A 13179-nucleotide genomic window follows, 5' to 3' on the forward strand; every position below is an offset into this window, starting at 1 on the left:
CAGCTCAGCCGTGCTGTGACCTGATGGCGATTCGAACGGTCCGCCGGCCGGTTGCGTCCGATGTGGTCCACGGGTGGCGGCCATAGCGTGAGCCCGCCTCTTGTCCGTACGCCGACGAGAAAGGAACGGGCGCCATGGCGGTCGTCAACCTCATGATCCTTGAAGGGGACGAGCAGGAGCCCGAGGGCTGGACGAAGATCAGCAAGGACCTGAACGCGGGCGCGGGCGGGAAGTACGTGTACCTGCTGCACCTTTGATCGGGCCGGTTCCGGGCGGGGCGGTGGTTGCCGTCCCGCCTTTCGCGCGGTGTGCCGGGGGCTGCGGCCTACGCTTCGCCGCCGGCCGTCCCCGCGCGGCACAGCAGGGCGGCGTGCAGGTCGAGGCGGTGGGGAAGGCGGGTCAGGTCGCGGCCGGTGAGGTGTTCTATGCGCTGGATGCGGTAGCGGACGGTGTTGACGTGAAGGCGGAGCGCGGCGGCGGTGCGGGACCACGAGGCGTCGTGGCGGAGGAAGACCTCCAGGGTGTGCAGCAGGGTGCCGGTCCTGTCGTGCTCGGGGAGGAGCGGGCGCAGGGTGCGGGCACTGAAGACGGCGCGGACGTCGGCGGGTACGGCGGACAGCAGCCGTTCGAGGGTGGCGGGGGCGGAGCTGCCTCCGGGGGCGGGTGGGGTGGTGTGCGGCATGGGGCGTGCTCCTCGTACCGTCCGGGCGCCGGGCGTAGGGCCCGGACCTTGCCGTGCGCACTCGCCAGGTGAGGGCGCGGAGAAGCATCGTAAATGCCAGGGGGGTGGGTGTGTAGTTGCGCTTATGCAGGGCGGGAGGGAGGGGAGGGGGAAGGGGGCGAGGAGGGGATGGGGTGAGGTGGGGTGGAGTGGTGGGGGTGTGTTGTGTGCGTGGCGGCGGCTGTTGGAGAGGGGTGCTTGTTTCACTCGGGGGATGGATTTGCATGAGGTGCGGGAGGTTCTGGAGGTTGGGGAGAGCGGGGAGGTTCCGGGGGCGAGGGGACGTCCCGGGTGGCGGGCGGGTGATGCCTGGCTGGGGGGCGGTACGTACCTCTTTTCCGTGCCTCAGCCGGGGGTGCGGCGGCTGCTGGATCTGAGCCGGGTGGGCTGGGAACCGTTTCGGTGGCTACCGGACGGTGCGCTGGAGATCGCGGCTACGTGCACTGTTGCTGAGGTGTCCCGGTTCGGGAGGAGCGGCGGCGGTGGTGGCGGCTGTAGTAGTAGCGGCATCGGTGGGTCGTCGGTGGGGGTGCTCTTCGAGCAGTGTTGCCGTGCCTTTCTGGCCTCGTTCAAGATTTGGAACACGGCCACCGTCGGCGGGAACCTGTGCCTCGCGCTGCCCGCCGCGCCGATGGTCTCCCTTACGGCGGCGCTGGACGGCACCTGCCTGCTGCTGGCCGTGGACGGGACGGAGCGGCGACTGCCTGTGACGGACCTCGTCACCGGCGCCGGGCGCAACGCGCTGACGGAGGGCGAGTTGCTGCGCTCGGTCACGTTGCCGGCCCGCGCGCTGGAGTGTCGTACGGCGTTCCGGCAGACGTCGCTGTACGGGCTCGGGCGCTCCGCCGCGCTGCTGATCGGGACGCGGGACCCGGTGGACGGGGCGTTCACCCTGACGATCACCGCCGCCACCGTACGGCCGGTGCGGCTGCGGTTCCCGGAGCCGCCGTCCGCATCCGAGCTGCGCGCGGCGATCGGACGGGCCGTACCGGACGACGGATGGTTCGACGACGTGCACGGGCTGCCCGAGTGGCGGCGGCACATGACGTATCGGATGGGGGAGGAGATTCGGGAGGAGTTGGGGGCGGAGGCGGGGGTGGAAGCGGGGGCGGCTTCGCAGGCTCTGGTTCGGTCGGGTGTTCCGCTCCCGTCCGCGTCCGTACGTCCGCGCCTCTGTGCTTCCTTCCGCGCCGAGGTCAACGGCATCCCCACCCACACCGCACCCCGCCCCGGCCAGTGCCTGCGCACCTACCTGCGCGAGCGTGGCTGCCTCGGCGTCAAGAAGGGGTGTGACGCCGGGGATTGCGGGGCGTGCACGGTGCACGTGGACGGTGAGCCCGTGCACAGTTGCGTGTATCCGGCCGTACGCGGCGAGGGGCGGTCGATCACGACCATCGAAGGGCTGGCCGATGTCGATGCCGATGCCGATGCGGAGATGGAGCCTGAGGCGGGTGGTCGGCTGCATCCCGTACAGCGGCAGTTCCTGGAGGCGCAGGGGTTTCAGTGCGGGTTCTGTACCGCCGGGTTCGTGATGACGGCTGCCGTGCTCGACGAGGGGCTGCTCGCCGATCTGCCGCGCGCCTTCAAGGGAAACCTGTGCCGCTGTACCGGTTACCGGGCCATCGAGGATGCCGTACGGGGCGTCCGGCACATCGAGGAACCTGCGGCGGCGGCCGCCATCGGCCGCAACGCGCCCGCATCCGGCGGCCGAGAGGTGGTCACCGGCACGGCCCGCTACACCTTCGACCTCGGTGCAGATATCGACATCGATTCCGGTGCCCTGTCCGGCCTCCTGCACATGAAGCTGCTGCGGTCGCCGCACGCCCACGCCCGGATCATCGCCATCGACACCCGGGCCGCGCTGCGGGTGCCGGGCGTGCACGCGGTCTTCACCCACCACGACGCCCCTGACCGCCGCTTCTCCACCGCTCAGCACGAGCATCCCGAAGACGATCCGCACGACACCCGGCTGCTGGACGACACGGTCCGCCATGTGGGTCAGCGGGTAGCCGCGGTGGTCGCGGACAGTGAGGCGGCGGCGGAGGAGGGCTGTCGCCGTGTCGAGGTGACGTACGAGGTGCTGCCCGCGGTCCTCACCCCGGAGGAGGCGATGCTGCCGGGTGCCCCCGTGGTGTACGTCAAGGGGTCCGCGGAGCTGTCCGGGGCCAATGTGGCGGGTGAGGTGCATGGGGAGATCGGAGATGTGAAGCGCGGGTTCGCGGCGGCCGACGCGGTGTACGAGGAGACCTTTCGCACGCCGCGGGCGCAGCACGCGAGTCTGGAGACGCATGGCGCGGTCGCCTATTTCGAGGGCAGCGGACCGGACGGCCGGCGGCTGGTCGTCCGTACCAGTACGCAGGTGCCGTACCTCGTGCGCCGCTCCCTCTGCTCGCTGCTGGACCTGCCGTCCGAGGCGGTACGGGTCGTCGCGGGGCGGGTCGGCGGTGCGTTCGGCGGGAAGCAGGAGATGCTCGTCGAGGACGTCGTGGCGCTGGCGGCGTTGCGGACCGGGCGGCCGGTCAAGCTGGAGTTCACCCGGGCCGAGCAGTTCCACGGCGCGACGACGCGGCACCCGTTCACCGTACGGGTCAAGGCCGGCGCGCGCCGGGACGGGACCCTGACCGCGCTCCAGTTGCACGTGGTGTCCGACACCGGCGCGTACGGCAACCACGCCCGGACCGTCCTGTCGCACGGGTGCGGTGACGCCCTGGCCCTCTACCGCTGCCCGAACAAGAAGGCGGACGGTTTCGCCGTCCACACCCACACCGTCCCCGCCGGTGCCTTCCGCGGGTACGGGCTCGGGCAGGTCGTCTTCGCGCTGGAAAGCGCGCTCGACGAGCTGGCGCGGCGGCTGGGCATCGATCCGCTGCTGTTGCGGGAGCACAATGTGGTGCGGCCCGGCGACGCGCTGGAGACGGTGGTGGACGGGGTGACCGATCTGCGCATCGGGAGTTATGGGCTGGATGTGTGTCTGAGGAGGCTGCGGAAGGCTTCCGCGTCGGCAGAGCCGAAAGGGGCGGACGGGCTGGACGGGTCGGAAGGGGTGAATGGACCGGATGGACCGGATGGGTCGGAGGCGCCCCCTGGGTGGCTGATCGGCCACGGCAGCGCCGTATCGATGATCGCCGCAGCCGGGCCGGGCGGGCACTTCGCCGACGCCCGGATCACCCTCACCGCCGACGGCACGTACGAACTGGCCGTCGGATCGATCGAATCCGGCAGCGGCACCACCACCGCACTGCGCCAGATCGCCGCCGCCGAGCTCGGCACCACGAGTGCGCGGATCGCCGTACGGCAGGCGGACACCGACGCGGTCGGGCACGACACCGGCGCCTTCGGCTCGGCCGGGACCGTGGTCGGGGGAGAGGCGGTGCTGCGGGCGGCGCGGGCCTTGGCGGGGCTGGTACGGGACCGGGCCGCGCGCGGGGGCGGCGACGGGCCGCTGACCGGGTACGGCCACGCCACCGGGACGCCGCGCACGGTCGCCTTCAACGCGCACTGGTTCCGCGTCGCGGTCGACCCGGACAGCGGGGAGATCCGCATCCTGCGCAGCGTGCACGTGGCGGACGCGGGCACGGTGATCAACCCCATGCAGTGCCGGGGGCAGGTCGAGGGCGGGGTGGCGCAGGCACTGGGGGCGGCGCTCTTCGAGGACGTACGGCTGGACGGGCGCGGCGCGGTGTGCACCGCGGCGTTCCGCGAGTACCGGCTGCCGGCCTTCGCGGACGTGCCCCGTACCGAGGTGTACCTCACAGAGACGTCCGACACGATCGGCCCGGCGGGCGCGAAGTCGATGAGTGAGAGCCCCTTCAATCCGGTCGCGCCGGCCCTGGCCAACGCGCTCCGCGCCGCCACCGGGGTGCGCTTCACCCGGCTGCCGCTGACCCGGGACCGGGTGTGGCGGGAGCTGGCGCGAGGGGGCCGGGGACGCCGCCGTACGGGCGAGGAAATTCATATGGATAGGACGGCGTTTGCTGGGCAGGGGTGCGGGACGGTCCGGCGTGCGGAATAGGGCGGGCGATGAGCCCGTTGTCGCAGCGGGACCGAGAAGAGACCGGAACCGGAAGCAGGGAAGTACGCATGAGCACGGTAGAGCTCACCAAGGACAACTTCGACGAGATCGTCTCCGGCAACGATTTCGTCCTGATCGATTTCTGGGCCGAGTGGTGCGGCCCGTGCAAGCAGTTCGGCCCGGTTTTCGAACGGTCGTCCGACAAGAACGACGACCTGGTCTACGCGAAGGTCGACACGGAGGCGCAGCCCGAGCTGGCGGCCGCCTTCCAGATCCAGTCGATCCCGACCGTGATGATCGTCCGCGAGAACATCGCGGTGTTCTCGCAGCCCGGCGCGCTGCCGGAGGAGGCCCTGGAGGACGTCATCGGCCAGGCTCGCAACCTGGACATGGACGAGGTCCGCGCCTCCGTCGAAGAGGCCCAGAAGCAGGAGGCCCAGAAGCAGGAGGGGCAGGCCGCCGGTGAGTGAACTGCTCCTGATCCGCCACGGCGAGACGGAGTGGAGCAGATCGGGGCAGCACACGAGCTGGACCGATCTGCCGCTCACCGCCCGCGGTGAGGAGCAGGCCCGCTCCCTGCGGCCGGTGCTGGCCGGCCGGAAGATCGGCGCGGTGCTCTCCAGCCCGTTGCAGCGGGCCCGGCGGACCGCCGAGCTGGCCGGTCTGCCGGAGCCGCAGGTCGACGCCGACCTGGTCGAATGGGACTACGGCGGGTACGAGGGGATCTCCACCGACGAGATCCACCGGACCCGGCCCGACTGGTTCCTGTTCACCGACGGTGTGACCGCCGGGCCCCCGGAACACCCGGGCGAGTCGCCCGAGCAGGTCGGCGCGCGCGCCGACCGGGTGCTCGCCCGTATCGAGGAACAGTTGCGCATGGCGGACGGCGATGTGGTGCTGGTCGGCCACGGGCACTTCCAGCGGGTGCTGACGGCCCGTCGGCTGGGCCTGCCGGCGTCGGCGGGCGCGCTGTTCACCTTCGAGACGGGCACGGTGGGCATCCTCGGCGAGGAGCACGGGCGGCCCGCGGTGGTGGGGTGGAACACCCGGACGCTGTGAGGGGCGGGGGCGGGGCGACCGGCTGAAAGGCCCGCCTCTCGGGGCTCTCGGTCGGCCCGGCCGTACCCGTACCGCCCGGCCCCTCAGGTGGCCATCGGATCGAGGTGCAGGGGCTCCACCTTGCCCTCGATCATGGCGCCCAGCCCCAGCACCGCACAGGTGTCCGGCCGGTCCGCGATGTGCACCGGCATGGTCGTGGCCTGCCGGATCATCGACTGCAGGCCGGGAATCAGCGCGCTGCCGCCCGCCAGCATGATCCCGCGCTCGCCCAGGTCCGCCACCAGGTCCGGCGGGCAGCGCCGCAGCACCGACCCGATCCCGTCCAGGATGGTGGTCAGCGGTGAGGCGATGGCCCGCTGGACCGGTTCGGTCTCGACCATGACCGAACGGGCCAGCCCGCTGACCACGTCCCGGCCGTGCACCTCGGTCGGCCCCGCCGCCAGGTCGCCGTCGCTGGAGAGCATCAGGTGCAGCGGCCGTACGGACTGACCCGGCAGCAGCAGCTTGTGCTGGAGCCGCAGGTGCTGGACGACGGCGTGGTCGATGGCGTTGCCGCCCACCGAGACGGTCTCCGCCGCCACGATCGAACCGAGCGAGAGCACCGCGATCTGCGTGGTCCCCGCGCCGCACACCACGATCATGGTGGCTTCGGGCTGCTCCACCGGCAGGTCGCAGCCGACCGCCGCGGCGACCAGCGTGTCGACCATCTCCACCCGGCGGGCCCCGATCCCGTTCAGGGTCTCCACCGCGGCCCGCTGCGCCAGCGGCTCACTGCCGTACGGCAGGCAGATCGCGGCCCGCATGGTGGGTCTGCGCCGCCACGCCTTGCGCAGCCGGTCGTCGATCAGGTTGCGCAGCAGCCGCTGGGCCATGTCGATGTCCACGACGGTGCCGCCGGCGACCGGGCGCACGACGCGGATGTGGTCCGGCGTGCGGCCGTCCATCACCTCGGCGCGGTCCCCGACGGCGATCAGCGCGCCGGTGCGGATGTTGACGGCCGCGACGGTCGGCTGGTCCACCGCCAGGCCCTGGTTCTTGATGTACATCCGGGTGCGGGCCGCGCCCAGGTCGACGGCGACCGAGCAACGGAGCAACTGTGCCAGGCTGGCGGTCATGGATGGTGCCTCCCCGGGGAGCGTTCGGCAGTACGGGCCGAGTGGCCGCCGGCGGCCACTCGTGATCCATCGTGTGCCAACGGGTCGTCAGGTGCGCGCTGGGGAGGTCCGGTTGGGGGACACCGGGGCCTGAGGGGCGGGGGTGCCGCTAGACGCCGGAGGGCGGCGGGGCCGTGGAGCGCCGTGCGGCGTCCAGCAGCCGGTCGCCCAGATCGTGCAAGTAAGCGATCAGTTCCGGCGGTTCGTGCACCTCGAAGGGGACGCCCAGCAGGCCGAGCCGGAACGCGAGCCAGTCCAGCGCGTCCCCTCCCGTACGCAGCAGGCAGGAGTCCGGGGTGAGCGGCTCCAGGAGGCCGGTGCCCTCGGGGAGCCGCGCGGTCGCGTCCTCCAGGGTGGTGTGCAGCGTGACCAGCGCCCGGTGCCGCGCGCGATGGCTGGTGACGGATTCGGCGACGAACGCGGCGGCGTCCGGAGTGGGCGGCCGGCGGTCCGGTACGCAGCGGGCCCCGGTGAGCCGCGGGCCGTCGATCCGGTCCGCCCGGTACGTACGCCAGTCCGCGCGGTCCAGGTCGTACGCGACGAGATACCACCGCTGGTCCGCGCTGACCAGGCGGTACGGCTCGGCGTGCCGCCTGCTCGGGGCGCCGTCCGCCGCCGCGTACCCGAAGCGCACCCGCTCGCGGCGGCGGCACGCGGTGGCGAGGGCGGTCAGCACGGCCGGGTCGGTGGCGGGGGCCTCGCCGCCGCCGGTGAGCAGGCCGTAGAGCGGGACGGTGGCCTCCTGGAGGGCGGTGACCCGGTCCCGCAGCCGGGCGGGCAGCACCTGTTCCAGCTTGGCCAGCGCCCGTACGGAGGTCTCCGCCACGTCGGCGACCGTCCCGCCCGCCGCGGCGTGCAGGCCCACGGCGATGGCGACGGCCTCCTCGTCGTCCAGGAGGAGCGGCGGCATCGCGGTGCCGGAGGCGAGGCGGTAGCCGCCGACGGCGCCGATGGCCGCGTCCACGGGGTAGCCGAGGCCGCGCAGCCGGTCGATGTCGCGGCGGACCGTGCGCGGGCTGACGCCCAGCCGTCCGGCCAGTTCGGTGCCGGTCCGCTCGCGGCCGGTCTGGAGGAGCGTGAGCAGCTTCAGGAGGCGCGCCGGGGTGTCGCTCATGGTCCCAGGGTGCCGCAGAAGGCGGCCATGTTCTGACCTAATTCGTTCCTAGCGTGGCCGTATGGGAGCAACGCACGACGACAGCATCAGGATCACCGGCGCACGGGAGCACAACCTCAAGGACGTGGACCTGGAGATCCCCAGGGGGCGGATCACCGTCTTCACCGGGGTGTCCGGCTCGGGCAAGTCCTCGGTGGTCCTCGACACGGTGGCGGTGGAGTCGCAGCGCCAGCTCAACGAGACCTTCACCTGGTACGTACGCAACCAGTTGCCCAAACACGAACGGCCCAAGGCCGACACCATCGAGCGACTCTCCCCGGCGATCGTCGTGGACCAGCGGCCCCTCGGCGGCGGCGCGCGCTCCACCGTCGGCACGCTGACCGACATCTACGCGATCCTGCGGGTGCTCTACTCCCGCTGCGGCACGCCGAGCGCCGGTGAAGCCACCGCGTACTCCTTCAACGACCCGGCCGGCATGTGCCCCGAGTGCGCCGGGCTGGGCCGCACCACCCGCATCGACCTCGACCGTTTCCTGGACACCGGCCGCTCCCTCAACGCGGGCGCGATCCGTTTCCCGCCGCTCGCCGTCGGCACGGCGGGCTGGCAGATCTACGCGGCCTCCGGCCTCTTCGACCCCGACAAGCCCCTGGACCGGTACACCCCGAAGGAGTGGGACCTGCTCCTGTACGGCAAGGGGTTCACCGTCAAGCGCGGTGGGCGGGCCTACAACAACACGTACGAGGGACTGGTCGAGAACTTCGACCGGCGCTATGTGAAGCGGGACGTCTCGGCGCTCTCCGAGAAGACCCGGGACATGGTGCGCGGCTTCGTACGCGAAGGGACCTGCCCGGAGTGCCGGGGCGCGCGGCTGACCGCGGCGGCCCTGAAGTCCCAGGTCGCGGGGCAGAACATCGCCGAGATGGCGGCGCTGGAGGTCACCGGACTGAGCGAGGTGCTGCGCGGCATCGACCCGGCCGAGGAGCCGTTGGGCGCGGCCATCGCGGCACGGGCGGTCACCGCGCTGGACCGGCTGACCGACATCGGCCTCGGCTACCTCAGCCTCGACCGGCCGGCCGCCACCCTGTCCGGCGGCGAGGGGCAGCGGCTGAAGATGGTGCGCCATCTGGGCAGCAGCCTGACGGGCATGACGTACATCTTCGACGAGCCGAGCACCGGGCTGCACCCCAGCGACGTACGCCGCCTCAACGACCTGCTGGTGCGCTTGCGCGACAAGGGCAACACCGTGCTCGTCGTCGAACACGACCGGGACGTCATCGCCGTCGCGGACCATGTGGTGGACATGGGGCCCGGCGCCGGTACGCACGGCGGCGAGGTGGTCTTCGCGGGGACGGCGCGGGGGCTGGCGGCGGCCGACACGCCTACGGGGCGCGGGCTGCGCCGCGTGACGGGCGTGAAGGCGGACGTCCGTACGCCGACGGACTGGCTGACCGTACGGGACGTGACGCTGCACAACCTCAAGGGCGTGGACTTCCGCGTGCCCACCGGGGTGCTCACGGTCGTGACCGGGGTGGCGGGCTCCGGCAAGAGCACGCTGGTGTCCGAGGCGTTCGTGGGGGCGCACCCGGAGGCCGTGGTGGTCGACCAGTCGGCGATCGGGGTGTCCGCTCGGTCCACCCCGGCCACGTACCTCGGGGCGATGGACGCGGTACGGGCGCTCTTCGCGCGCGCGAACGGCGTACCGGCGGGGCTGTTCAGCTTCAACGCGGCCGGGGCGTGCGATGAGTGCCGGGGGCGCGGGGTGATCCATACGGACCTGGCGTACATGGACCCGGTGACCTCGACCTGCGAGGCGTGCCGGGGGCGGCGCTACAAGGACGAGGTGCTCGGCCTGACCCTTAGCGGCAGGTCGGTCGCGGACGTGCTGGAGATGACGGGGGAGGAGGCGGTGGCGTTCTTCGGGGCGGGCGACCTCGCCTCCGCCGGTGGCGACGAGGTGGCAGGTGTCGTACGGAGGCTGTCGGCCCTCGTCGAGGTCGGGCTCGGCTACCTGACGCTGGGGCAGTCGGTGTCCTCCCTGTCGGGCGGCGAACGGCAGCGCCTCAAACTGGCCACCCGGCTGCACCGTACGGGGAGCGTGTACGTGCTCGACGAGCCGACCACCGGACTGCACATGGCCGACGTGGCGGGCCTGCTGGAACTGCTCGACCGGCTGGTGGACGGCGGCAACACCGTCCTGGTGATCGAGCACGACCTCGATGTCGTCAAGCGGGCGGACTGGGTGGTCGACCTCGGGCCCGGAGGCGGCCGGCGCGGCGGCGAGATCGTGTACGCCGGGACGCCGCGGGGGCTGCTGGCGGCGCGGGGGTCGGTCACGGCCGAGTGCCTGCGGGGGTCGCTCGACGGTTGGCTGTCCGGGGCCTCGGCCGATGGCCGGCTGTCCGGGGCTTCAGCCGTCGATCGGCCGTCCACGGCCTCAGTCGACGGTGCGCTGTAGCAGGCCCCAGGTGAACTCCGCGACCGTGGGCCGCGGTTCGCCGTCGGCGTCGGGTACCGTGAACGCGAGGCGCCAGCGGGTGGGGGCCGTGCCCTCCATGGGGCGCGCCGGGGCGAACGCGCGAGCCACCTCGTCGACCGTGCAGGACCACGGGACCAGATCGCCGGTCGTCCGCAGGGCGGGGGCGGCGGCGCCCGGCGCCCGGACGAGCCACGCGTTCCACGCGGTGCCCTGCGGACCGGTCAGGACCTCGAACCGCAGATCGGGCCAGAGCGGTACGGGCCAGGTCAGCGCCTCGCAGGTCAGGTCGCCGATGCGGCGGGCGGTGACGGACTCGGGGCGGCCGAGCAGCGAGCGGTAACGCTGTACCGCACCGCGCGACCGTGGCGAGTGGGTCCACGCCTGCCAGCGGCGGTTGGCCTCCCGCAGCTCGGCGCGGGAGGCGCCGAGGGCGCGCAGCGCGTCCTCGACCAGGCCGGGCTGGTGGTCGGCCATGCGGCGCAGCAGGACGAGCTGGAAGGCGCGGGGGCCGTCGGCGGGCCCGCCCGCACCGCTGCCGGGGCCGTCGCCGGACGCGTCGTCCGGGCCGTTGTCAGTGGTGGGGTTCATGATGGACATGTTCGCGGACGACCGGGCGGGCGAGCACCCTGACCGGGCTCGTCGGGTGGGCGTTCGTCCGGGGGCAGCCGGCGCAGGATGGCTTCGTGTTCGGTCTCGGTGACCTGTTCACCGCAGGAGGGGAGGAGCTGGGGGATGTTGTCGAGAATCGGGTAACGGCGGCGCAGCCGCGGGTTGTAGAGGACGTCGTCCGGCACGAGCAGGGTCAGCGGGCCCTTGTCGATCGGGCAGGCCAGGATCTGCAGCAGGGGGTCGTCGGGGGTCACGGCTCAGCTCCTTGGGGTGGGGCGGGGCGGGTGTCGGGGGTGTCCGTTCCTAGCTCTGGTGCTGGTTTCGGCTCCGGGTCCAGGACGGGTTCCAGTTCCGGTTCCAGTTCCTGTGGGGCGTCCTGGCGGGGCAGGGCCAGCAGGACGAGTACGGCGACCGCGGTGCCGCCCAGGCGCAGGCCCAGGCGCAGGGGATCGGCGGGCAGCGGCTCGCCGAACGCGACCGTGCCGCAGGCGACGGTGAAGACGCAGGTCACGGTGGTACAGACGGGGACGATGAGGGAGGCACGGCAGCGCTGGAGCGCGGTCTGCGACAGCACCAGGCCCACCGCGCCGGTGAAGAGCAGCAGATACGGATACGGGGAGGTGAACACGTCACGGACGGCGCCCGCGGGGTCGTGCGCGCTCAGCAGTCCGGAGACGCCCTTGATGGCGAGCGAGCTGACGCCGTAGAGCAGGCCGACGGCCGCACCGTAGGGGACGCCCGAGGTGGGCTGGCGGTGGCGGCGCTTCGCGCGCCGCTCGGCGGACCCGTACAGCCACAGCCCCGCGGCCAGCGACGGCAGGGCGATGGCGAGCAGGGTGCCGGTGGGCGCGGTACGGGTGACGGTGCCGGCGCCGCTGCCCTGGAGTGACCCGACGACCATGCCGAGCGCCAGCAGGATCGCCAGGATGCTCCGGCGTTCGCGGCCGGTGGTGCGCTCGCCGAGGAAGACCGACGACAGGAGGAGCAGCAGGACCAGGCCGGAGACGAAGATGCCCTGGGCGGCGGCGATGGGAAGGGTGCGGTAGACCGCGAGCTGGGCGGCGAAACCGGCGGCGAGGGCCAGCGAGCCGGCCAGCCACAGCGGGCTGCTCAGCAGGTGGCGGACGAGTCGGGCGGGCCGGCGGGTGTTCAGTGCGGGCAGCGCGGACAGGGCGCGCTTCTCCAGCACGAACCCGGTGCTGTACAGGACGTTGGCGAACAGTGCGGCCGCCACGCCCCACCACAGCACTGCCCTACTCCCTTCTCCGGCGGGCATGGACGAGCAGGACGGAGGCCAGCGAAGGCAGTCGGCAGGCGGCACGGTCCAGGGGCCGCAGCGGACGCGGCACGTCGTGGTACGGCGCGCCCGCGATCCGTACGACCTCGAAACCGCAGGCCGGCAGGAAGCCGCGCAGGGCGCGGGCGGTGTAGAGGCGCAGATGGCCGACGACCTGGGTGCCGGGCCGTCCGTGGATGCCGCGCATGCTCACCTCCGAGAAGACGGGCTGGACCCCCGCGAGGAGGAGTCCGCGGTTGTACCAGGCAGCGAGATTGGGGGTGGAGAGCATCAGGTGACCGCCGGGGCGCAGGACCCGGCGCAGTTCGTCGAGGGCCGCGTCGGGGTCGACGAGGTGCTCGATGACCTCGCTGAAGAGAACAGCGTCGGCGCTGCCGTCCGCGAATGGCAGCCCGCTGTCGCCCAGTTCACCCCGTACGGCGTACGGAACCCGGGTCGCGGCGCGGCGCAGCGCGTCCTGCGACCAGTCGACGCCGACGATGCGGTGGCCGGAGAGGACGGTGGCCGCGACGGCGGCCGCGCTCCCGTCGCCGCAGCCGATGTCCAGGACCGTGGCCGGGGGCGCGCCGGGGCGTACCGGTCCCAGGGCCCGCGCCAGCATCAGCGCCTGGCGGCGGCTCCGGGCGTCACCGGAGGCGACGGGGACGGCGGGGTCCTCGTAGAACTCCCGGAGGGTGTGCGGCGGTTCGCGGTCCGCTGTGGTTCGTGGACCGCTGCCCAGAGGGGTGGCGGTCTGC

Annotated in this window: 12 protein-coding genes and 1 pseudogene; 6 read left to right on the plus strand and 7 right to left on the minus strand. The window is 72.7% G+C overall.

Annotation, left to right across the window (positions count from 1 at the left end; translation table 11 throughout):
- The first annotated feature begins 134 nt into the window (after positions 1-134).
- Positions 135-257, plus strand: coding sequence for a hypothetical protein (locus tag EJG53_RS43410; RefSeq protein ID WP_280526787.1), 123 nt, complete (start codon positions 135-137; stop codon positions 255-257).
- A 68-nt stretch (positions 258-325) separates the two neighbouring features.
- On the opposite strand, the gene EJG53_RS27940 is transcribed toward EJG53_RS43410, so the two are convergent.
- Positions 326-682 (minus strand): PucR family transcriptional regulator, encoded by a 357-nt coding sequence (locus EJG53_RS27940; RefSeq protein WP_125047194.1) that lies wholly within the window; start codon positions 680-682, stop codon positions 326-328.
- A gap of 253 nt (positions 683-935) precedes the next feature.
- On the opposite strand from EJG53_RS27940, the pseudogene EJG53_RS42815 reads away from it, so the two are divergent.
- The 4 genes and pseudogenes from EJG53_RS42815 to EJG53_RS27955 all read left to right on the plus strand — a co-directional run.
- Positions 936-1814, plus strand: a pseudogene (locus EJG53_RS42815) (FAD binding domain-containing protein); the annotation flags it as partial.
- A 3-nt stretch (positions 1815-1817) separates the two neighbouring features.
- Positions 1818-4733, plus strand: a complete 2916-nt coding sequence (locus tag EJG53_RS41755; protein WP_371858811.1) for a molybdopterin-dependent oxidoreductase — start codon at positions 1818-1820, stop codon at positions 4731-4733.
- 68 nt (positions 4734-4801) lie between these two features.
- Complete coding sequence (gene trxA, locus EJG53_RS27950; RefSeq protein ID WP_031003414.1) at positions 4802-5203, plus strand: thioredoxin; 402 nt, start codon at positions 4802-4804, stop codon at positions 5201-5203.
- Positions 5196-5792: a histidine phosphatase family protein gene (locus EJG53_RS27955; protein WP_125047196.1), complete on the plus strand. Its 597-nt coding sequence runs from the start codon at positions 5196-5198 to the stop codon at positions 5790-5792. The genes trxA and EJG53_RS27955 overlap by 8 nt, the downstream gene beginning before the upstream one ends.
- Before the next feature lie 83 nt (positions 5793-5875).
- On the opposite strand, the gene EJG53_RS27960 is transcribed toward EJG53_RS27955, so the two are convergent.
- Together EJG53_RS27960 and EJG53_RS27965 are read right to left on the minus strand one after the other, a co-directional pair.
- A complete protein-coding gene (locus tag EJG53_RS27960; protein ID WP_125047197.1) occupies positions 5876-6907 on the minus strand; it encodes a rod shape-determining protein in 1032 nt (343 codons plus the stop codon).
- Positions 6908-7055: 148 nt separating this feature from the next.
- A complete protein-coding gene (locus tag EJG53_RS27965) occupies positions 7056-8060 on the minus strand; it encodes a helix-turn-helix transcriptional regulator (RefSeq protein WP_125047198.1) in 1005 nt (334 codons plus the stop codon).
- 61 nt (positions 8061-8121) lie between these two features.
- On the opposite strand from EJG53_RS27965, the gene EJG53_RS27970 reads away from it, so the two are divergent.
- On the plus strand, positions 8122-10515 hold the full coding sequence (locus EJG53_RS27970) for an ATP-binding cassette domain-containing protein (protein ID WP_125047199.1): 2394 nt from the start codon (positions 8122-8124) through the stop codon (positions 10513-10515).
- Here EJG53_RS27970 and EJG53_RS27975 read toward each other — a convergent pair.
- The 4 genes from EJG53_RS27975 to EJG53_RS27990 are packed head-to-tail and all read right to left on the minus strand — an operon-like array spanning position 10495 to position 13163.
- Positions 10495-11124, minus strand: a complete 630-nt coding sequence (locus EJG53_RS27975; protein ID WP_125047200.1) for a hypothetical protein — start codon at positions 11122-11124, stop codon at positions 10495-10497. The two genes, EJG53_RS27970 and EJG53_RS27975, sit on opposite strands and share 21 nt — an antisense overlap.
- A complete protein-coding gene (locus EJG53_RS27980; protein WP_050510374.1) occupies positions 11121-11399 on the minus strand; it encodes a Trm112 family protein in 279 nt (92 codons plus the stop codon). The genes EJG53_RS27975 and EJG53_RS27980 overlap by 4 nt, the downstream gene beginning before the upstream one ends.
- Positions 11396-12394, minus strand: a complete 999-nt coding sequence (locus tag EJG53_RS27985) for a DMT family transporter (RefSeq protein WP_371858740.1) — start codon at positions 12392-12394, stop codon at positions 11396-11398. The genes EJG53_RS27980 and EJG53_RS27985 overlap by 4 nt, the downstream gene beginning before the upstream one ends.
- 4 nt (positions 12395-12398) lie before the next feature.
- The gene (locus tag EJG53_RS27990) at positions 12399-13163 is read right to left on the minus strand and encodes a class I SAM-dependent methyltransferase (protein WP_125049644.1); all 765 of its coding nucleotides are present in this window, start codon (positions 13161-13163) and stop codon (positions 12399-12401) included.
- Positions 13164-13179: the final 16 nt, after the last annotated feature.

Origin of the sequence: Streptomyces chrestomyceticus JCM 4735, from assembly GCF_003865135.1 — a bacterium.
Taxonomy (GTDB): Bacteria; Actinomycetota; Actinomycetes; order Streptomycetales; family Streptomycetaceae; genus Streptomyces; species Streptomyces chrestomyceticus.